At 64.5% G+C, this 21,614-nt stretch carries 19 protein-coding genes; 10 read left to right on the top strand and 9 right to left on the bottom strand.

Going from position 1 to position 21,614, the window contains the following annotated elements; genetic code table 11:
• Positions 1 to 58: 58 nt before the first annotated feature.
• From B7G66_RS02780 to B7G66_RS02745, 9 genes are all read right to left on the bottom strand, one after another.
• On the bottom strand, positions 59 to 505 hold the full coding sequence (locus B7G66_RS02780; RefSeq protein WP_003620951.1) for an NADH-quinone oxidoreductase subunit B family protein: 447 nt from the start codon (positions 503 to 505) through the stop codon (positions 59 to 61).
• Positions 506 to 681: 176 nt separating this feature from the next.
• Positions 682 to 2,226 carry an NADH-quinone oxidoreductase subunit D-related protein gene (locus B7G66_RS02775; protein WP_003620953.1) on the bottom strand — a complete coding sequence of 515 codons (1,545 nt, stop codon included), beginning with the start codon at positions 2,224 to 2,226 and terminating at the stop codon, positions 682 to 684.
• A complete protein-coding gene (locus B7G66_RS02770; protein ID WP_003620954.1) occupies positions 2,226 to 3,485 on the bottom strand; it encodes a hypothetical protein in 1,260 nt (419 codons plus the stop codon). The genes B7G66_RS02775 and B7G66_RS02770 overlap by 1 nt, the downstream gene beginning before the upstream one ends.
• Positions 3,485 to 4,045: a hypothetical protein gene (locus tag B7G66_RS02765; RefSeq protein WP_048858836.1), complete on the bottom strand. Its 561-nt coding sequence runs from the start codon at positions 4,043 to 4,045 to the stop codon at positions 3,485 to 3,487. Before B7G66_RS02765 ends, B7G66_RS02770 begins: the two co-directional genes overlap by 1 nt.
• Positions 4,045 to 5,007 (bottom strand): hypothetical protein, encoded by a 963-nt coding sequence (locus tag B7G66_RS17100; RefSeq protein WP_003620959.1) that lies wholly within the window; start codon positions 5,005 to 5,007, stop codon positions 4,045 to 4,047. The genes B7G66_RS02765 and B7G66_RS17100 overlap by 1 nt, the downstream gene beginning before the upstream one ends.
• A gap of 28 nt (positions 5,008 to 5,035) precedes the next feature.
• On the bottom strand, positions 5,036 to 6,844 hold the full coding sequence (locus tag B7G66_RS02760) for a proton-conducting transporter transmembrane domain-containing protein (protein ID WP_159107946.1): 1,809 nt from the start codon (positions 6,842 to 6,844) through the stop codon (positions 5,036 to 5,038).
• 136 nt (positions 6,845 to 6,980) lie between these two features.
• The gene (locus B7G66_RS02755; protein ID WP_040512471.1) at positions 6,981 to 7,832 is read right to left on the bottom strand and encodes an aldo/keto reductase; all 852 of its coding nucleotides are present in this window, start codon (positions 7,830 to 7,832) and stop codon (positions 6,981 to 6,983) included.
• Between the two features lie 102 nt (positions 7,833 to 7,934).
• A complete protein-coding gene (locus tag B7G66_RS02750; protein ID WP_003620965.1) occupies positions 7,935 to 8,378 on the bottom strand; it encodes a DNA polymerase III subunit chi in 444 nt (147 codons plus the stop codon).
• A 402-nt stretch (positions 8,379 to 8,780) separates the two neighbouring features.
• Complete coding sequence (locus B7G66_RS02745) at positions 8,781 to 10,250, bottom strand: leucyl aminopeptidase (RefSeq protein ID WP_003620967.1); 1,470 nt, start codon at positions 10,248 to 10,250, stop codon at positions 8,781 to 8,783.
• 41 nt (positions 10,251 to 10,291) lie between these two features.
• Here B7G66_RS02745 and B7G66_RS18935 point away from each other — a divergent pair, with 41 nt between their 5' ends.
• The 10 genes from B7G66_RS18935 to rsmA all read left to right on the top strand — a co-directional run bounded on the left by B7G66_RS18935 (position 10,292) and on the right by rsmA (position 21,505).
• Positions 10,292 to 10,417, top strand: a complete 126-nt coding sequence (locus tag B7G66_RS18935; RefSeq protein ID WP_003620969.1) for a hypothetical protein — start codon at positions 10,292 to 10,294, stop codon at positions 10,415 to 10,417.
• A gap of 40 nt (positions 10,418 to 10,457) precedes the next feature.
• The gene (gene cysQ / locus B7G66_RS02740) at positions 10,458 to 11,243 is read left to right on the top strand and encodes a 3'(2'),5'-bisphosphate nucleotidase CysQ (protein WP_003620970.1); all 786 of its coding nucleotides are present in this window, start codon (positions 10,458 to 10,460) and stop codon (positions 11,241 to 11,243) included.
• Entirely contained in the window at positions 11,240 to 12,211 is a 972-nt protein-coding gene (locus B7G66_RS02735; protein WP_040512473.1) for an L-threonylcarbamoyladenylate synthase, read from the top strand. The genes cysQ and B7G66_RS02735 overlap by 4 nt, the downstream gene beginning before the upstream one ends.
• Before the next feature lie 42 nt (positions 12,212 to 12,253).
• Positions 12,254 to 12,916 carry a hypothetical protein gene (locus B7G66_RS02730; RefSeq protein WP_064305438.1) on the top strand — a complete coding sequence of 221 codons (663 nt, stop codon included), beginning with the start codon at positions 12,254 to 12,256 and terminating at the stop codon, positions 12,914 to 12,916.
• Positions 12,913 to 14,367: an FAD-binding oxidoreductase gene (locus B7G66_RS02725; protein ID WP_003620976.1), complete on the top strand. Its 1,455-nt coding sequence runs from the start codon at positions 12,913 to 12,915 to the stop codon at positions 14,365 to 14,367. Before B7G66_RS02730 ends, B7G66_RS02725 begins: the two co-directional genes overlap by 4 nt.
• An 89-nt stretch (positions 14,368 to 14,456) precedes the next feature.
• Positions 14,457 to 15,617: an LPS export ABC transporter permease LptF gene (gene lptF, locus B7G66_RS02720; RefSeq protein ID WP_003620978.1), complete on the top strand. Its 1,161-nt coding sequence runs from the start codon at positions 14,457 to 14,459 to the stop codon at positions 15,615 to 15,617.
• Positions 15,614 to 16,729 carry an LPS export ABC transporter permease LptG gene (gene lptG / locus B7G66_RS02715; protein ID WP_003620979.1) on the top strand — a complete coding sequence of 372 codons (1,116 nt, stop codon included), beginning with the start codon at positions 15,614 to 15,616 and terminating at the stop codon, positions 16,727 to 16,729. The genes lptF and lptG overlap by 4 nt, the downstream gene beginning before the upstream one ends.
• Positions 16,729 to 19,227 carry an LPS-assembly protein LptD gene (locus B7G66_RS02710; RefSeq protein WP_003620981.1) on the top strand — a complete coding sequence of 833 codons (2,499 nt, stop codon included), beginning with the start codon at positions 16,729 to 16,731 and terminating at the stop codon, positions 19,225 to 19,227. The genes lptG and B7G66_RS02710 overlap by 1 nt, the downstream gene beginning before the upstream one ends.
• Positions 19,228 to 19,250: 23 nt before the next feature.
• Positions 19,251 to 20,636 carry a peptidylprolyl isomerase gene (locus B7G66_RS02705; protein WP_003620983.1) on the top strand — a complete coding sequence of 462 codons (1,386 nt, stop codon included), beginning with the start codon at positions 19,251 to 19,253 and terminating at the stop codon, positions 20,634 to 20,636.
• An 11-nt stretch (positions 20,637 to 20,647) separates the two neighbouring features.
• A complete protein-coding gene (gene rsmA, locus B7G66_RS02700) occupies positions 20,648 to 21,505 on the top strand; it encodes a 16S rRNA (adenine(1518)-N(6)/adenine(1519)-N(6))-dimethyltransferase RsmA (protein WP_003620985.1) in 858 nt (285 codons plus the stop codon).
• Positions 21,506 to 21,614: the final 109 nt, after the last annotated feature.

The raw sequence follows: 21,614 nt of genomic DNA, 5'->3' as shown, positions 1-21,614 counted from the left end.
TATAATTTCAGGATGTTATCGCGCCTGACTTTTTAAACAGTCTCATAGTAAAAAGCCTTTAATCCTGAACATCCCCGGACGGTTGCGCCAACCCGGCCTCGCGCACCCAACGGGTGATTGCGGACTGGATCATGTCGGGTGATGGCGGGCATCCGGGCAATGACAGGTCCAGATGCACGCGTCCACGCAGGCCACCCAGCACCGCGTAATTTTCCCCGAACATTCCCCCATCAATGGCGCAATCGCCAATCGCCATCAGGGCACGCGGCCCCGGCATCGCCTGCCATGCCTGTTCCAGCACTGGCACCATCGCCCGCGTCACCGGCCCCGCGACCAGCAGGATATCCGCATGGCGCGGGGAGCGCACGAAACATATCCCCTTACACCCTGCGTCATCCGCCGGAACGTCAAGGGCCGCAAGTTCCATGGCACATCCGGCACATCCCCCTGTCTCCAGAAAAAAGACCGAGACCATGCCCACAGCCGTGGCAGGTGTACGTGCCATTCCATCCCTCTCCATCGCTGACCTGCCTGCCGGAAAGACAGGTTGAGTGAAACCATTCGATCTATAGGGGGACGCTTTTTTCGGGAATACTCCGCAATTCATCCCTCGGTTTTGGAACAGATGGTGGCTGAGCGCTTTTGTTATTTATAAACATACTGCGTGCGACATATCCCATGTTACAGATCAGCCCCGGCCGGTGACAGGCCAAAGGAACGCATGATGACGGGCATGTCCGTCTCATGGGCATCACGCATCGCAATTTCCGATGCCAGCATATGGGCGGGCGTGGACTCACATATCCCAATCGCCGCCACATGGCCGTCCTGCATCCTGACCCAATAACGGATTGCCCCGCGCGGCCCTTCGGAATACCCCACCCCTTCTCCATCACCGACAAAAGCGCGCGCGCCATGCCCCGCCGCAGGCTGCGCACCGGACAGGACGGCACCAAGTTCGCCAAGGATACGCACGCAGCCGCCCACCACACCAAGGCGGACACGCATGCGCGCATCCACATCCCCCGACAGTTCCACGCCCGCAGGCAGCCAGCCATCGTGATATCCGGGGGTAAGCGCACGCAGGTCGCCTTCCCGCCCGGAGGCACGGGCAATCACGCCCGTCACACCCAGTTCCCGCGCCACATCCGGGGGCAGAACGCCCAACCCGCGCACCAGCCCCCCCAACCCGCGCGGATGGCGATATAAGGCCTCCAGCCGCGCATGCGTCACACGCACCCAGTCGCACAGCTCCCCCCCCCCTGCGGCAAAGGCCGTGACGGACACTCCTTCCCCCCCGAATGCCACGACATCCATCAGCACCCGTCGCCCGAACGCCGCGCCACACAGCGCCATGACATGTTCGCGGGCCTGCGCACATTCCCGCGCCAGCCGTGTATCCCCTGCCGCCTGCGCCACACCACCGATATCGAACAGCACCGTCGCCACGCGTTCCAGTTCACACAACATCGCGCGCCCGGCGGCGACGTGGCAGCCGACCTCCTGTCGCATGGCATGTTCCATGGCGCGCGCCAACGCGGCCTGATGGGCGACCGCAGCCGCACCATCGATCCGCGCGGCCAGCCGCAGCGCCCGCGCCGGGTCGCCCCCCTGCATGCGCGCCACAACACCCCGGTGGGCATATCCCATCCACCACTGCGCATCGACAACACGCGCGCCGGGCAGGGCAAGCCGCAGATAGGCCGGTGCATGAAAACCCCCATCCGCAGGCCCATATTCACAGATCGTGCCCCCCGCCCGCATGACCTCGGCAACCTCGCGGAACTCGGCCACGGCACTGCCCTGTATCGATACACCTCGTCCGGACAGGGGCCATGTCACACCCCATGCCCCATGGTCCAGCCATGGTCGCAGGTCATGCGCATCCAGCGCCTCCACCCCCCACAGATCGTGGATCATGCGTTCATACACACTCGCCACCGGGCAGGCACAGGACAGGCCCCAGTAACGCTGCATCCCCACCGGGGTTGAAAAAACACGCACTTCCCCACGTTGCGGGGCCAGCATGGCAAAGGCCGCATGCCCGTCACACCACATGCCCACAAACGGCGACGGGTCCATCACAAGGCAGGCCAGAAGATCACGCCATGCATCTTCTGGCAGGGACAACCGCCATGGGGCCCCCTCCGTAATGAAGCCCCCTTCGTCCTCCCACCGCGCCAACAGCACCGAAAGCGCGTCCCTGGCCGCCGCATGCGCCATCATCACAGCCCCACAGGATACAGCACGACCACCAGTCCCCCCACCAGCAACGCCAGCAGGGCAAGCGCGCTGGCATTACGTGCAAGAACGCCCGTCATCGTATCCGGCACCTGTTGTTGCTGTCGCGCGCCCGTCACATCCCCCCGTTCCGCCTGGCATCCCACCAGCAACAGCCACAAGGCGGGCAACAGCGCCACCATCGCCCATATCGAAACATGCGCAACCGCCATCACCGTCATCATCATGGCCACGAACGGCAAGGTGGGGGGCAGGCCACGACGGACATACCCCAACACGGCAGGCCATGGCGCGCCCCACGACCGCAGGGGCGCGCACAGGCACACGGCCATCATCGCAAGGAGGGTCGCCATCGTGCCCATCGGCCCACCGGCCCCCACGCCCATGACCGCCAGCCCGATCCAACCCGCCATCATATGCCCCCATTGCCGACGGCCCCCGTGCATCGGCATGCGCGCGGACAGGTCATCGACCGGCATGCGCGCCTGCCATATCCATCCCCGATCGTGCCATACCATCAGCGCGGCGAACCAGACCATCACCCCGCCCATGCCAATCATCATCGCACGCAGCGTCACCGCCGCCTGTTGCGCATCAAGTGATACGACCGGCCCCGACAACAGGTACAGCACCGGGACCACCGGCATGATACACAATCCCCCGTCCCGCCCGACCGGCAACGACATCCCGATCAGCCCGCACGCCCCCAGCAACCCCGCGGCCAGCAGCACCATCCCCAACCCGTCAAGCGGCCCGTTACCCAGCGGAGACAGTACCAGCGCCCCGGCCTGCGCCACAATCACGCCCGCTGCCCCCGCATGGAAAAAACGCCATCCCTCACGCGCCTGCCCATGGCGCAGGACCACGGGCACGACACGCATCAGCAACGTCAACGCCAGCAACGCGATCGTGACATCCACATCATCCGCCGCAATCGCCGCCATGGCATTGCCTGACACACACTGCGCCATGATCGCATCAATACGGCCGTCACGCCCCCATGCCGCCATCCCCCCCATATGCACCATGGTGACAAGACACAGCAGGACCGGCGGGCACAACAGCAGCGCGTCGTGTACGGACAGCGCGCACGCCCACCACCACATGAGTGCGCAGGCCAGCCCCACAACCGACAGCACCGCCGCGCGCGTACGTTCCCCCCCACGTGACGGCACCACAAGCGCCAGCGCCGACAGGTAGGGCCAGCACACGGCCATGCACATCCATGGCGAAAGCCCGCCCATCACCAGTCGCCATCCCCGGTGGCGGGATCACGCGGCATGGTCCTGCGGATCATGAACACCATGGTGGCCTGCATGATGCATCCCACCACCACCGGCAGCATGCGCCCCGCAATACCCGACAGCAGCAGCCATCCCTCCAGCGCGCAGGCCAGCGCCGCGCACTGGCGCGCGCGATCACGCTCCACCGCCGCGGCAAGCAACCCGCACAAAATGGCCGACAGCCCCGCCACAACCTCCAGGCGTCCCTCTACATCCAGTGCGTCAGGGGGCACCGCGATGGACAGCAGCGTCACCATCAGCAGCCCCCCCCCAAGACGCAGCACAAGGGCATGGCCACGCCGCACCGGATGGACGCGCGCGCGCAGGTTCCATGCAACAAGGCCACCCAGCACCACCGCACCAGCCGCCGCGGGCAGGCAGGTCTGCAACACCCCCCCTTCCCACGCGACCATCAGCAGGCACGACGCCGCCAGCCCCCCCTGCCAGACCAGCATCACCCCGCCCGCATCGGGACCGAACAGCGAAACAAACACCACCATTCCCAGGAGTACAACCAGCATCACCCGAATTCCCGACCGGCAAACAGCAGCACGATGGCCAGGCATCCGCACAACAGCGCCAGCCCCGCCCGCAGGCGCGCCACCTGTCCCGATGCCATGACAAAGGTACGCAGGCATGCAACCACGCCACACAGGCCCAGCGTGCGTACGCCCCACAATGCAATAGCGGCCATCATCCCCACGAACAGGCGCGGACTGCCCGTCGCATCGGGGATGACGATGGCATCGGGCCATAACAGGTCCCCACCCAGCGTGATCCACGCCAGCGTCACCAGATCACGTGCGAACAGCATGACGGCACGATCCGGCCCGGCAAGGTTGTCCATCATCACGTTGAATGCACGCCCACCACCTGCCGCGACCCGGTCCACACCCACAAGAATGAACGCCCCCCCCGCCAGCGCCAGCGGCCCGCGTATGCCCGCACTATCCTGTGTCATGCGCATGAACCGCACAAGCCCGGCGATGGTCGTACCCGGCGTCGCCATCCACGGCACCGCCACCGCCATCACCAGCGCGGGCACAAGAAGCATCATCCCGACCAGCAGCATCGCCGCCATCCGTCCCTCCCGCCCCTGACCGGAGGCGAGGCCAACGACATGCAACAGGGCCGTCGCCGCGAACAAAAGCCCGGACACCATCAGCAGGTCCGACCCGTCCTCCCCCATCATGCCCAGCGAAAAGGACGGCACCAGCAGTACCGCCGCCAGCACCATTGATAACGCCACCCATGGCGCAAGCGCCGTAACCCCAGCACCCGACGCCGCGCGCATGCCAGAACGCCCCCAGATCCGCGCAATCATGCGCCATCGCAACAGTGGCGCGACCGGCCCGCCACCACCAGCCAGCCCCTGTCGGCACCATGCGATGACACGCGCGCAGACCGGCGCCATCACCATCATCAGCACCAGATGCATCCCCGACAGCAAAAGCCCCTGCATCCCGGCAGCAAGCGCCCCCATCACCCACCGTCCCCCATGACCAGCCGCCTCATGACAGCCAGCACAGGAGTATCATGGCAATCGCGACCCCGACCGGCAGCGCCAGCGACGCAAGTCGGTCCGGTGCGTTGGGAACACGCCGCAATGGCAGCACAAGATACCGCCCACAGGCACGCCATGCCCGCAATGCGCGCCGCAGCCATATGGCCGCGCCATCGGGCCATCCCGCCATGTCCTGCAACAGGCGCACGAACACCCCTGCCCCCACCTGCGTCAATGGATCGCCAAAGGGCATCCATGGCGGGACAGGCGGCGCCCCCTGTTCCCATGTCGCCACCTGCCGCGTGGCCGACACACCACGCATCCGCCACACAATGCCAACCATTCCCCCCACGACCAGCAACAGCACAAGACCATGGACCGGAACCAGTACCGACACGCCATCGGGCGATGGCACGGCAAACAACGCAGCAGCATCCATGCCCACCAGCCCGTTCGCCTGCCGCGCCACCTGCGCCATGCCTGCATGCACCACGACAAGCCACGCCCCCGGCAGCACCGAGACCACGCAGGCCATCACCACCCCCACCACACACCGCCCAAGGATCGGCCATGCAGGATCACACGCCCCGGCACCACGGGGCGTACGCGGCCGCCCACACAACGCAACCCCCACCAGCCGTACCAGCGCAAGCAGCCGCACCCCCCATGCCACCCCCATGACGATCATGACGCAGGCAATGGGGATTTCATGCGCAAGGCTGCCCCCGTGCGGCAACCCACCGAACAGCCGCAGCAACATCCATGCAATCGAAAACCCGATCAGCGGCGGCAGCCCCCCCACCGCCAGCAACCCGACCGACAGCAGAACCGACAGGCGGGGCATCAGCGTCGCCAGCCCCCCCAGATGCATCAGCACGAGCCGCCCGGCCTCCGCCTCCATCGCATCGACAAGACGCAACAGCGCGACCCACACAATACAGCCCGCCGCCATCAGCAGCATCAGGCACGCCACCACGCCGCCAAGCATGTCCGGCAGATCATTGGCCCGCGCCACCAGCCCCAGCCCCGTGACCATGACCGGCAGCGCCGCCGTACCCCCGAACAGGCCAGACAACACACGGCGCATATCGCGCGCCACCAGCGCACGCAGCGACGCCGCAAGGAACAGTCCCGCCGCAAGCGCCAGCAACGCATATCCCCAGCGTTCAGACAGGACAGGAATATCGGGATAGCAGGCCAGCAGACGCAGCCACAGGTGACACCCCACGACAAAACCCGCGACATCGGCCATGCGCAACGCGGACAGGTGCCGACGCCCGCCACCGGGCCGCCATGACAAATGCAGCAGGGGCCATGTCGCCATCAGCACCGCAACCGGCAGCACAAGCCCGCGCGACAGTCCCGCCTGCCCTGCCGTTGCAAATGCGATAGGATCAATGCCAGGGGGGATGGCAGGAGCGATGCCGCCACCGGTGGACAGCAGCATCGACAGCAACGCCATACCCAGTACACCGCCTGTTCCCCGCCCACGCCGCGCGGCCCCGTCGCGCAATGCGACAATGACGCATGCCCCGGCCATTGCCGACACGACCGGGCCGCCCGCCACGGCAAATGCGGCGGCACTACATGCCAACGCCCCCGCCAGCCCTGAATACAGGCCCACAAGCGCCACCAGCAACAACGCCGAAAGCGCCAGCGGATCGGGATGGAACAGCATGACCAGACGCGATGCACCGCCCCCCGTCGCGATACGCGCCAGCGGTCCGGGCAGCAGGGGCAGCAGGGCCACCAGCGTCACCACCATCACGATGCCCCACCCCGCATGCAACACCGGCACGCAGGCAGGACGCGTCATGGCCCATGCCCGCGATACCAGCCCGCAGGCAAGCATGATGCCAAGAACGACAAGGAGGATGAGAGTGATAATCCGGCCTGCTCCTGCCCGGCATGGTCATTATGGCGTCCCCACCACGACGGGCATGGTCGCGCGGTCAGATCATGGCAAGGGATTCCTTGCGACGCGGCGGCGGGATTGCACCATCAATCTCCGCCAGATCGGCTTTCGTCAACTCCAGTTCGGCCGCCGCCATGTTTTCACGCTGATGGACGGGCGACCCCGCCTTTGGAATCGCCAGCACGCCGGGCTGGCGCAGCACCCATGCAAGTGCGACCTGCGCAGGCGTCGCCGGGCCAAGCGAGGTTTCATGCCGTGCCGCCACCCGACGCAATACCGCCGCATCCAGCAGTTCGCCCCCCTGTCCCAGCGGGGAATAGGCCATCGTCACAATCCCCGCCGCCCGGTCATCGCCCAGCAGGTCATATTCCACCCCACGGTAATCAAGGCTGTAGAGCACCTGATTGGCGCAGCACGGGTCAGGCGTGTGGATGCGGGCAAGTTCACGCATGTCATCGACATCGAAATTGGACACGCCCCATGCCCGGATCATCCCAGCACGCTTCAGATCCTCAAACCCCGCCACCGTTTCCTCCAGCGGGATCGACCCCCGCCAGTGCAGGAGGTAGAGATCCAGATGATCCGTGCCCAGCAGCTTCAGCGAGGCCGCACACGCCTTGCGCACCCCCGCGCGTGAAGCGTTGGAGGGAAGGACCTTGTCAACAAGGTATACATCATCGCGCCGCCCGGCGATCGCCGCACCCACAAGGCGTTCGGACCGGCCGGAACCATACATCTCCGCCGTGTCAACAACCCGCAGGCCACCATCAAGCCCCATGCGGATACTGCGTATTTCCGCATCGCGACGCGCGTTGTCATCCCCAAGGTTCCATGTCCCCATACCCAGCGCGGGGACAGTCATGCCATTGGGGAATGTAACGTTCTTCATGCTGCGCGGCCTTTCATTCATTGCCCGTGATATGCCCTGTGCCGCCTGCGGGCCATGACCGTCATGGCCCCGCGGGGGGAACCATCCCGACCCGACACCGGTTTACCGACGCGTCCATCCCTTTGCCTGCTGTTGCCAGTATGTCAGGGTATGCCCTGCCTCCCGGCAGACCTTCCACCGCTGCCGCGCCGCCGCAACGGCATTTTCATCATGGCCGTCGAACAGGTCGAACACCCGTTCAAAAAGACCCGGCTGCGTGCAGGACACACCATCAATCAGGAATGCGAAGGTCGCGCCATTGGGCACGTCCTCCCCCGCCGTCAGCCAGATTGGCTGCCAGCTTTCATGTCCCAGCGCACGGGTGCCATGTGGCAGCCATAACGGGTCGGTGGCACGCCACAGGGCGTCATCAAGCCATTTGACCCGCGCATCATCACCACAACGCACGACCGCGCGGCGACCGGCATCCAGCGTCCGCCCGAGCAGGGCAGGCAGCGCCTGCTCCAGCGTGGAACGCGTCAGGTGATAAAAACCGACCTCCGCCATGAAGTTCCTTCCGCAATCCTGCCCATAACGGGTAGCAGCCATGCCCCAAGGGCTGTCTGTTACCATGCCGGTGATACGCGCGGGACGTCGCCCTGTTCAAGCCGGGGCAACATTTCGTCCCGGGATGTCCAGACTTTGCAAACTTTCGGGGCCTTGCGGGCTTTGTGAAACACACCCCCGCAGGCGGCCCCCTGTTACATCGGTACGCATCGAGGGGGAGGAGTAACCCCTCCCCCCCATCATTTTCAAACACAGACGATTGATAAAAATCACAAATTTGGTGACGCTGCCTTATCCTTCAAGACGTGGCAAAGGCAACGCCACCCGAAGACTGTTCAACACCCTTCATTAAAAATTTTATGATCCCAGCATGTTACCGGCCTCGTCTGTGCAAACAGCCATTCAGCCTTCGTAATGTTCGCGCACAAGCGCATCAAGCAGCCGTACGCCAAAGCCCGTCGCCCCCTTGGGCACGCAGGCCGATGCCTTGTTTGCGAACGCGGTGCCCGCGATGTCCAGATGTGCCCACGGCACCTTGTTGACGAAACATTCCAGGAATTTCGCCGCCGTGATCGACCCACCGGCGCGACCGCCGATGTTCTTGAGATCCGCGATGTCCGAACGCAGCAGTTCAAGATAGGACGCGCACATCGGCATGCGCCACAGCCTGTCGCCCACGCCTTCGCCGGTCGTGGCCAACTGCTGCGCCAGCGCATCGTCGTTGGAGAACAGGCCCGCGCGTTCGGTACCAAGGCTGACGACGATCGCCCCCGTCAGGGTGGCAAGATCAACCATGAAGCGCGGCTTGAAACGGTCCTGCGCATACCACAGCACATCGGCCAGTACCAGACGGCCTTCCGCATCGGTATTGAGTACCTCGATCGTCTGGCCCGATGCGGTGCGCACCACGTCGCCCGGCCGCTGCGCATCGCCCGACAGCATGTTTTCCACCAGCCCCACGACACCCACGGCATTGACGCGCGCCTTGCGCCCGGCCAGTGCCGCAATCGTGCCAACCACGGCGGCAGCCCCACCCATGTCGGTCTTCATTTCCTCCATGCCGGCGGCGGGCTTGATGGAAATCCCACCCGAATCGAAGGTAACGCCCTTGCCGATGAACGCCACCGGGGCCTCGCCTTCCGTCCCGCCATTCCAGCGCATGATGACGGTGCGTGGCGGCACGGAACTGCCCTGCCCGACGCCAAGCAGCGCGCCAAAGCCCAGTGCGTGCATGGCCTCGCGGTCAAGCACCTCGACCTCCACCCCGAGGTCACGCAGCTTCGTGATACGGGCCTCGAACGTGTCGGGACGCAGCATGTTCGCCGGTTCATTGACCAGATCACGACACAGCAGCACGCCACGTGCAACCGCCGACAGCCCCGCCCATGCCGCCGTGGCGCCAGGGGCGTCGATGCTGAGGAACTCCAGCCCCTCCAGCTTCCACGCCTCGCCCTCGCGCCAGATGGTGCGATAGGAATCAAAGCGGTAGGCCCCAAGCACAGCCCCAAGCGCGACATGCGCGGCAAGGTCGCCCGGCAGGGTGTCAAGCACGACCGCGGCACGCGCCGTCACCTTGCCCAGCGCGGAGACGACGCTTCCGCCCGCCTGTTCCGCCACGCGCGCGTCAATTCCCTCACGCGGGCCAAGGCCGACAAGCACAACACGTTCCAGCCCCGCACCAGGGGCGAGGACGACGCACGACGCCCTGGCCGCAAAGGAAAAATCCGCAGCTCTGGCCGCGCGCGACAGCGCACCGCCCGTGGCCGCATCCACCTGTGTATACAGCGCGGAAGGCGCACCGTCCGAAGGCGCCAGAATCGCCAGCACGCCCTCGTGCGGGAGGCGGGAATCAGAAAAACCGGTATCGAGCATGAAGCAGTCGCTCCGCTTGAGAAAACAAGGAAACGCGTGACATGAAATCACGCGCGGGGTGCGCGCAGGCCCCTGATACGTCGGGAAAAGCACCACCCCCGCGTCACCATGGCGCGCATGGCGGACATGCCCCGCCGGGGCGGGTGATTACATATCGCATCGCATAAACGCATGACGGCGCGGCATGAGTAAGCTAATGCCATCAGCATGAACATACCATCCTTGCACGCCCCCGACGACCAGGCCCTGCTCGATCTTGCGGTCCGCCTTGCGACGGAGGCGGCAGCCCTTATCCGTGATATCCGCGCACGCGGGTTTGTGACGCACACCAAGACCGATGACTCCCCCGTGACCGAGGCCGACCACGCGGCGGAGGCGCATATTCTGGCGGGATTGCGCGCCGCCGCCCCATCCATCCCCGTCATTGCCGAGGAAGAGGCCGCGGCGGGGATCAAGGTGGAAACCGACCGGACCTACTGGCTTGTGGACCCGCTGGATGGGACACGGGAGTTCGCGGCAGGGCGGGAGGATTTTACCGTCAATATCGGGCTGGTGCGCGATCACCGGGCGGTGCTGGGTGTTGTGGCACTGCCGGCATATCATCAGGTCTATGCCGGGCGGGTCGGCCATGGCGCATGGCGACGCGACGCAAACGGGCAGCATGCAATCCATACCCGCACACCGCCTGTGGCGGGGCTCGACGTCCTTGCCTCGCGTCATTACGCCGATGATCCGCGCCTGAAGGCACTGCTGGCGCAACAGCCCGTGGCCAGCATCCGCAACATCGGATCGGCGGCAAAGTTCATCCGCGTGGCCGAAGGGATTGCCGACCTTTATCCCCGCCTCGGCCCGACGATGGAATGGGATACCGCCGCCCCGCAGGCCGTGCTGGAGGCCGCAGGCGGCAGCATCACGGAATTCGACGGCACGCCGCTTGCCTATGGCAAGGCACGGTGGCGCAACCCGCCCTTCATCTGTCGCGGCGCGCAATGACACAGCGGCTGGTGGCGGACAGGGCGGGCATTACACGCGCGGCAGACATCCTGCGCACGGGCGGGCTGGTCGCGTTCGGGACGGAAACGGTCTATGGCCTTGGGGCCGACGCCACCAATGCGGTGGCGGTTGCGCGTATCTTTGCCGCCAAGGAACGCCCAACGTTCAATCCGCTCATCAGTCATTTCCCCGATGCCGCGGCTGCCTTTGTCCATGCCATGGCCGACGGGCGGGCGCACCGGCTTGCGCACCGCTTCTGGCCGGGGCCGCTGACGATGGTGCTGCCCCGCGCGGCCGGGTGCGCCATCAGCGACCTTGCCGGGGCGGGCCTGCCCTCTGTCGCGGTCAGGGTGCCCGACAGCGATACGGCGCGCGCGCTGCTTGCGGCGGCGGGGGTGCCGGTCGCGGCCCCGTCGGCCAACCCGTCAGGCGGCGTCAGCCCGTCGCGCGCGGAACATGTCCTTGACGGGCTGGAGGGGAAGATCGACGCCATACTCGATTCCGGGCCATGTGCCGTGGGGGTCGAAAGCACGATCGTGGACCTGACGGGCACGCATCCGGTCCTGCTGCGTCCTGGCGGCATCACGATCGAGGCCCTGCGTGAGGTGTGTCCCGATATCACCACACCCCATGACACCAGCGATGCCCGCCCTGTCGCGCCGGGGCGGCTGTCGTCACATTACGCCCCCACACTGCCGGTCCGCCTTGATGCACAGACCGTCGCCCCGGACGAAGCCCTGCTGGCGTTTGGCGCGGAATTGCCCGGCAGTCCGCTGACATGGAACCTGAGTCAGGGCGAAAAGCTGGAGGAAGCGGCAGCCCGCCTCTTCGCCGGGCTGCGGTTTCTTGATATGGAAGGACGCAGGCGCGGGTTGCGCGCAATCGCGGTCCAGCCTGTGCCAACGCATGGCCTTGGCGCCGCCATTGGCGACCGCCTGTCCCGTGCCGCCTGCCCACGCCCACGATAACCCGTTGTTGTTCCGCATGACCCGACCCTGGCGACACCTGACATGAGCGATAGCCTAGACCCCAAGGAACTGAAGATCCTGTCGGATATTCTGGCACTGGTGCTGGAGGACAATCCGGGCCAGTCCGAAAACGCGCTGGCGGCCATACGTACACGGGCGCGCAAGAACCAGATGACCGGCGGTGCGCTGAAGAACCTGTTTGCGGCCATCGCCCCCAATCCCCCCCCCCGCCCGGCGGCCAAGCCACGCGCCGCGCGCAGCGGTCGGACAAGTGCCGCGGCGGCGCGCGAAATCCAGGATTCACACGCCCGTATTTCCGAAATGGCCGACAGCATCCGCACGCTGGACGACGAACTGCGCAACGCACGCAAGCTGAACGAGAAATTGCGCAGCGAACTGCTCCTGACGCAGCAGGCCCGCGCGGAAACACAGACCACGCTGGCACAGATACAGGCCCGCCTTGCCACGACGAACACACGCGCCACGCCGCGACGCACCACCCTGATGCTGGCGCTGACGATCGGGACACTGGCGGGGATCGCGATGACGGAACTGTTCCACGCACTTGACAGTTCCCCCGCGCAGGCCAGCGCCCCTTACATCGCCGCGCCCTATACCACCCCATCGCGGCACGGGGGCGCCCCCCACCCCACCGCACAGCCATTGAGCCAACAGCACCAGCTTTCAGGAGGCCTGCCATCATGACCGCCGTATCCCCCACCCCCACGGCCCCCGCGCGACTGCTGGAAGAGCTTGGCCGGATTCTGGGGCCGACGGGGGTGCTGACGGCGGCACGCGACATGGACCCGTTCTGCACCGACTGGCGCAACCTGTATCATGGTCGCGCGTGCGCGGTGCTGCGCCCGGCGGATACGCATGAACTGTCTGCGGTGGTGCGCCTGTGTGCAGCGCACGGCGTGCCGATGGTGCCACAGGGCGGCAATACCAGCATGGTCGGTGGCGCGACCCCCGATGACAGCGGGCGTGAAATCGTCATCTGCATGTCGCGCATGAACCGCATCCGTGGCATCGACCCCCATGAAATGACCATGGAGGTCGAGGCGGGCGTCCCCCTGAAGGTCGCGCAGGACGCCGCGCGGGAGGCGGGGATGATGCTGCCGCTGTCGATCTCGTCCGAAGGATCGGCGCAGATGGGCGGCATCCTTGCGACGAATGCAGGCGGCAACAATACCGTGCGTTATGGCAATGCGCGCGAACTGCTGCTGGGGCTGGAGGCGGTCCTGCCCGATGGGGAGGTGTTCCACGGCCTGCGCCGCCTGCGCAAGGATAATACGGGATACGCCCTGCGACAGCTTTTCGTCGGCTCCGAAGGGACGCTCGGCTTCATCACACGCGCGATCATCCAGCTCCAGCCCGCGCCAAAGGAGGTGGAAGTCGCCCTGTGCGCGGTGGAGGACGCACAGGGTGCGCTTGCGCTGTTCAGTGCGTTCCGCGCGCTCGACCCCGCGCTGATCCAGGCATTCGAATATATGTCGGGCACGGGCATGGCGCTGGTGAACGAACTGATCGCGGGTGCCAGCCTGCCATTGGAACAGCCCGCGCCGGCCTATGTCCTTGTCGAACTTGCCACCCCGCGTCCCGGCACGGACCTGCGCGCGTTCATGGAAGGTGTGCTGGCGGATGCGATGGAAAAGGGCATCGTGACCGACGCCGTCATGGCCGAGAGCGAGACACAGCGCGCCAACCTGTGGAAACTGCGCGAAGAACATGCCGAGGCGCAGAAACGCGCAGGCGCCAGCGTCAAGAACGACGTGTCCGTGCCCGTGGCGCGCGTGCCCGAACTGATCGCGCGCGCGACACAGGCGTGCATGGACCTGATCCCTGGTATCCGTCCTGCCCCGTTCGGCCATCTGGGCGATGGCAACATCCATTTCAACGTGGTGCAGCCCGTGGACATGCCCGCCGATGCCTTTCTGGCGCGCAGCCATGACATCATGGACGCAGTGGCCGACATCGTGCGCGACCTTGACGGGTCGTTTTCCGCCGAACATGGCGTGGGACAGCTCAAGCCCTATATGATGGCGGAATGGCGTGGTGGCGCGGAACTGGCGACCATGCGCCGCATCAAGGAGGCGCTGGACCCGCACGGCCTGATGAATCCCGGCAAAATCTTCCCCCCCGCCGCACCGCGATGACCCCGCGCGATGCCCGATGGATACAGACTGTTTCAGGACCGGGCGGTAACATATCTTTTTATGCAACGCGATGAGGGTTAGACAGGAGCATGCCTGTCGCCCGCCCCGTCCCCCGATGCTTCTCCACGCGCCTGTCGATTCTGGACCGCTATGTCCTGCGGCAACTGCTGCTGGCGCTTGTCGCGACGACCGGGGCGCTTGCCCTGCTCATCTGGTTGACGCAGTCGTTGCATTTTGTGTCGCTGGTGGTCGGGCGGGGGCTGTCGCTGCGGGTGTTCGTGCAGTTGACAAGCCTGCTGATCCCGTCTTTCGTCGCGGTCATCCTGCCGATCACGACCTTTGTGGTGGTGCAGTTCATCTATCAACGGCTGGGATCGGACCGGGAACTGACGGTGATGCAGGCGGCGGGGCTGTCACCGTTCATGATGGCGCGCCCGGCGCTGTTATGCGCGCTGGTGTCCGTGCTGGCCTGTTATGCGCTCAATCTGTGGGTAGTGCCGACGGCGTACCATGGCTTTCGCCAGTATGAATACCAGATCCGCAACAAGATGGCGGCCTTCCTGATACAGGATGGGGTGTTCACGCAGGTTTCGGATAATATGACCGTCTATATCCGCGCACGCGATCCCAGCGGGATGCTGCATGGCATCATGGTGGAAGATGACCGCCAGCCCGATGCCCAGGCCACCATCCTGGCGGAGGAAGGCAGCTTCGTCATCACCAATGACCAGCCCCGCATCGTCCTGTTCAATGGCTCGCGCCAGGAAATCGACCGCAAGACGGGGCGACTGAACATGCTGAGTTTCGAGCGTAACACCATCGACCTGTCGGCACCACACGGCACCCAGACCCGGCAGCCCGATGCAAACGAACTGCCGATCACGGCATTGCTGCATCCCAACCTGCGGCAGTTTTCGCCGCGCGATGAAAAAAAGATGATCATCGAGGCGTGGCGTCGCCTGACCTCGCCATTATGTGCGTTCTCCTTTGCCATGATTGGCCTGCTCAGCGCGCTGGGCGGCGGGTTTTCGCGCCATGGCAATATCGTCCGCCCCGTGGCGGCAACCCTTGCGGTGGTGGCGGTGCAGGCGCTGACGCTGCTGGTGCAGAACCTCGCCAGCCGTAACCTGGCGCTTATGCCATTGATGTGGGTATCCGCCGTCCTGCCGGGGATGGTGTGCATGGCCATGCTGTTCTGGCCTGAATTCCGCATCCGCCGCGCCGATACAGGGACGATCCCGCCGCGATGACCTTCGCCCTGACCCTTTCGCTGTATATCGCGCGCCAGTTCACCTATGCCGTGCTGGCGGTAATCGCGTTCCTGACGGGACTGATTACGCTGTTCGATTTCATCGACCTTCTGCGCCGCGTCTCCAGCAGGCCCAACGTGCCCGCCTCCCTTGTCAGCGAGATCGCGGTCCTGCACATCCCCTTCGCCATGCTGGAAATCCTGCCCTTTGGCGTGTTGCTGGGCGGGATCATCTGTTTCTGGCGGCTGGCGCGGTCATCCGAACTGGTGGTGGCGCGCGCGGCGGGCATTTCCGCGTGGCAGTTCCTTGCCGGCCCGGTCGGCTGCGCGCTGCTGATCGGGGCGCTGTCCACCACGGTCATCAGCCCCCTGTCTTCCGCCATGTACCGCCGCGCGGAAATACTGGACCAGCAGTACCTGCGTGAAAGCACGGTCAAGACCATCAACATGAGCGGGGGCGCCCTGTGGATGCGCCAGTCCGACAGTGGGCTGGTGGATCATGGTGTCGCCATCATCCATGCCCGCCGCGTCAGGCTGCGGGATAATGTGATGCGCATTTCCGGCATCAGCATCTTCCGCCTTGACGGACAGGACCACATGCTGGCGCGGATCGAGGCGGGGCATGGCTATCTTGGTAACGGCCGCTGGGTGCTCGAAGGTGCGCGGCTGCTGCATCCTGATGAAAACCCGGTGGACATGGGACATATGACCCTGCGCGCGGACCTGACGCTTGCGGGGGTGCAGGACAGCCTGGCGTCGCCCAATACGTTGTCGGTCTGGGCGCTGCCGGGATTCATCAAGCTGCTTAACCGTTCGGGCTTTTCCTCCATCCGCCATCGCCTGCGTTTCCAGAGCCTGCTGACGCTGCCGGTACTGTGCGGGACAATGGCGCTGGTGGCGGCAGGATTTTCCATGCGTCCGGCCCGGCGTGGCGGCGTGGTGCGGATGATCAGCCTGGGCGTGGGGGCGGGTTTCGCGCTGTTTGCCATTTCCAAGATCGCCGCACAGTTCGGGGAATCCGGTGCCCTGCCCCCGGTGCTTGCGGCGTGGGCCCCCACCGGGGCCGGGCTTTGTCTTGCAGTTTCTCTGCTTCTTCATCTAGAGGACGGTTAATGGTCCGTCCTGCCCCTCCCCCGCGCCACCGCGATACCGCGCGCATGCGCCCTGCCACGCCACGACGGCCATCGCGCATGTCGTTGCTCTCGGCAACGATATTGGGGGGCATGGTCCTGGGGGGCATGCTGCTCGGCGGGATCGGGCCGGCATGTGCGGACAGTGCGCCGGACACGACGCCCGATGCATCGCGCGCCGTGCAGACCACGGTGTCCAAGGGGGCCGCATCCATGCGGGGGCGGCATGTCCATTCACAGGCGGCGGCATCACAGCCTGACGCGGCGAACCCCGCCCCCGCAAAGCCACACGGCGCCGCATCGTCAAGCACCGTCTCCACCGGCGACCCCGTGACATTCCAGGCCGATCATGTTGCCTATGACAGCAAGAACGGCCTCGCGATCTGGAGCGGAAACGTCCAGATCTGGCAGAATGACCAGGTCATGCGCGCGGACAAGGTGGTGTACGACCGCAATACCGGCGTGGCCTCCGCCTCGGGCAATGTCGCCCTTGTCGAACCTGACGGCACGGTGATGTTCACCAGCTATGCCGAGCTGAGCAACGGCATGCGCGACGGCATCATGAGCAAGATGTACGCACAGATGGACGACAACGCCCGCATGGCGGCGAATGGCGTGCGCCGCACGGGGGGCAAGGTCAATGACCTGACACGCGTTGTCTATACCGCGTGCGAGATCTGCGACCGCCACCCCGAACGCGCGCCCTTCTGGCAGATCCGCGCCTATGACGCATCGCACGACCTGCAGCACAAGCGCATCGAATTCCGCGACGCCTTCGTCGATTTCTTTGGCGTGCCGATCTTCTACCTGCCTGCCTTTTCCATGACCGACCCGTCCGTGCGACGCCAGAGCGGCTTCCTCACCCCGGGTTTCACGCCGCATAACCGTTATCTTGGCACGTATGTGACCATCCCGTATTACTGGGTGATTGACGGGCAATCCGACCTCGTGGCCGAAGGGCTGTTCTCCACCCGGACGGGACCGCAGCTCAGCGCGCAATATCGCCACCGATTCAATTTCGGCAGCATGAACCTGCGTGCGGGCATCGCGTACGATACCCATCATGACATCAATTATATCAATACTTTCGGCAATGAGGTTGACAGTAAGGACAACCACGGCGTCCAGGGGTATTTCTTTGGCTCCGGCCGGTTCTCCCTCAACAAGACATGGCGCCTTGGCGCGCATATCAATGTCGCAAGCTCCGCCAACTACATGCGTGACTACCGCGTGTCGGGATACGGGCAGGACACGCTGAATTCGAACATCTATCTCGAAGGGTTCGGCACGGGGTCATATTCACGCATCGACGCGCAGGCCTATCAGGGGCTGAATCAGGGCATCATCCACAACCATGACCTGCCATGGGTGCTGCCGCGCTATACCTACAGCTATTTCGGGCAGCCCGATGCGCTTGGCGGGCGGTTCAGCCTCGATACGACCGATTTCTATGTCTATCGTGAAAACGGGACATCGGACCAGCGCGGGCAGCTTACGCTGAACTGGGACAGGCCGTTCCGCAATTCACTGGGGCAGATATGGGACCTGACACTGCATGTCGAATCGGCCATCCACCGCGCGACACAGCTTAACGAGCAGCCAAATTACGCCAAGACCACCCGCAGCCAGGTCGCAGGCCAGGTCCTGCCCACCGTGGCGCTGAAACTCAACTGGCCCTTCCTGCGCAGCTTCAACCGTGGCCGCGGGTCGCAGATCCTTGAACCGATTGCGCAGATCATTGCCGCCCCCAACACGGGCAACAGTTCCTCGCGCTTCATCCCCAACGAAGACAGCCTGTCCTATGAATTCACCGACCAGACGCTGTTTGCGCTGAACCGTTATGCCGGGACGGACCGGCTGGATGGCGGGCTGCGCGCCAATGTCGGGCTGCATTCGAACTGGACATGGGATGGCCACCAGGTTGACGTGCTGGTGGGTGAAAGCTTCCAGGAGCATGTCGAACATGACCGCATCCCCTATTCCGGGTTGAGCCATCACCTGTCCGATGTGGTGATGGGCGCACGCATCGTCCCCAACCACTTCTTTGACTTTGATGGGAAAATGCGCCTTGACCCCTATGCCGGTCGGGTCGATTTCGCCGATGCGCTGGGAAGTGCGGGGTTCAAGTATTTCCGCGTTAATGGCGGCTATATCTATGAACCGGTGACGCCTTATTATTATTACGCAAATAATCCCTATACCTCGACGCCGCCGTCGATCTACTATAAGCCAATAAGCGAGCTGACATTCGGTGCTTCGACAACGTGGGACAACTGGCACCTTGCGGGGTATATCCGCCGCAGCCTGGCACGCCAGCAGAGCGTGTCCGTCGGTGGCGATGCGGGATACCAGAATGACTGTTTCGGCATTGATGTGATGTACCTCAAGCAATACACCACAATTGGTGGTCAGCAGAGCAATTCGACCGTAATGTTCTCCCTGACGTTCAAGACCATCGGTTCGTTTGGCATGAATGGCTGATGATGCGTGAAAGATTGATCTGAATGCGTTGGTTTTCCGCCACCCCCGGCAGTGCTCCTTCCCGTCGTCCGGCCCGGCAGGCACGCAGGCTTGCACGCCTTGCCGGTGCGGGCCTGATGTCGGCGGCGATGGCCGTCACCGCCAGCGACCACGCCCATGCGGCCCGCCACAAGGCCACGGCCGAGGCGGCGGATACCGGACCACAGACCGAGGATTCGATCGTTGCCATCGTCAACGGTTCGGTCCTGACGAAACGCGACGTGGATACACGCGGGCGGCTGTTCGCGCTGTCATCGGGACTTGATGTCAGCAAGGACGTCATGGTCCGCCTGCGCCCGCAGATCGTGCGTCAGCTGATTGACGAACGCCTGCGCATGGAGGCGATGCTGGAACGACACATCAACGTGCCCGTGGCCCAGATTGCCGCCGCCATTTCCGGGATCGAGCAGCGTAACGGCATGCCCGAAAACTCCCTGCGCAACCGCCTTGCACAGGACAGCATTTCGCTGACGACCCTGATAGACCAGATCCGCGTGCAGGTGGGATGGTCGCAGGTACTGCGCATGGAAACGGGATCACGCGGGCGCATCACCGCGACCGAAATCCAGCAGCGCACCGACGCGCTGAAGCGCGAGGACGGCAAGCCGCAATACATGATCAGCGAGATCTTCGTCCCGGTCGAAGACCCCCACCATCCCGAAACCGAACTGAAATTCACCGAAACCATCATTCAGGAACTGCGTGAGGGCGCGCCGTTCCCGATCGTGGCCGCCCAGTTTTCACAAAGCCAGAGCGCCCTTGAAGGTGGCCTTCTGGGCTGGACGCAAGAAGACAGCCTTGACCCAGAAGTGGTGGAAGTCGCGCGCAAGATGCCCGATGGCGCGATTTCCAACCCCATCCGCGTCGCCGGTGGATATGTGATCGCGACCGTCAACAACCGCCGTACGGTCGGTCATGAAATGGCGACCATCCTGAACATCCATCAGGCGTTCCTGCCTTTCGACCAGCCACTTAATCCGCAGGACCCGAGCGACCAGCAGAAGCAGACCCTACAGCAGGCCAGTGACCTTGCCGGGAAGGTCAAATCCTGTGACGAGATGGAAACCCTTAACAAGAAATTCGGTGAAAAACACCCGACCGACCCCGGTGAACTGCGTGTGGATCGCCTGAACCCGCAGATGCGCGAAGTGCTGGAGCATCTGCAACCCGGACAGGCAAGCCATCCGCTGGTGTCGATGGACGGGATCGCGCTGATCATGGTCTGCAAGCGTGAGGAGCGTAACGTCGCCCTGCAGACACCAAGCGAGATTGCCGACCAGTTGCTCAATGAACGTGTGGAACAGACCTCCCGGCAGCTTGACCGTGACCTGCATCGTCGCGCGGTCATCGACATGCGGTCCAAATCCTGATCGCCGTCGCAATGCCATCTTCCGTTTCCGGCCTGTCCACCCCGCATGAAAGCCTGCGCGACGTCATCGCACGCCACGGTCTGGATGCACGCAAGTCATTGGGGCAGCACTTCCTGCTGGACCCCGGCATTACCGCACGCATCGCCAGCATGGCGGGCAGGCTGGATGATGTGAACGTGGTGGAGGTCGGGCCGGGTCCTGGCGGCCTGACGCGCGCGCTACTTGATACACCCGCCACGAGTGTGAGCGTGGTCGAGGTCGATGCCCGCGCCATCGTCATCATGAACGAACTGGCTGCATCACATCCGGGTCGCCTGCATGTGGTGGAAGACGACGCCATGCGCCGCGACCTTGCCACCCTGTGCCCTGCCCCACGCCAGATCGTGGCCAACCTGCCCTATAACGTTGGCACACCGCTGCTGGTTGGCTGGCTGCGGCAGGCGACGGAATGGGCACGCCTGACGCTGATGTTCCAGCTTGAGGTGGCAGAGCGTATCTGTGCCCCCCCGGATTCCGATCATTACGGGCGACTGGCGGTGCTGTCACAATGGGTTGCACGGTGTGGCATTGTCATGACCATTCCGCCAGGGGCATTTTCCCCACCGCCCAAGGTGCAGTCCGCCGTGGTGAACCTGATCCCGCATACCAAACAGCCCGCGCCCGCGCTGTTCCGCGCCATGGAACAGGTCACGGCCGCAGCCTTTGGGCAACGGCGCAAGATGCTGCGTGGCGCGCTGCGGGGTATCGGGGGGGAAGCCTTGCTGGAGGCTGCGGGCATTGCGGGCAACCGGCGTGCGGAAACGCTGGACATTGCCGACTTCGACCGACTGGCCCATGCCCATCTGGAGCGCCTGTCCCCGGCCTCCTGACAGATCGCCGCTAAGAAATGAAATTTTGAGGCGCTCTCTTTTCAGAGACTGTTTGAAAACAGGCCGTTGATAAAAAACAAGAAAAGTTTTTGGGTGCTGCCTTTTTTCA

It is taken from the genome of Novacetimonas hansenii JCM 7643, from assembly GCF_000964405.1.
Lineage (GTDB): Bacteria > Pseudomonadota > Alphaproteobacteria > Acetobacterales > Acetobacteraceae > Novacetimonas > Novacetimonas hansenii.
This window is presented reverse-complemented; position numbering and strand designations above follow the sequence as displayed.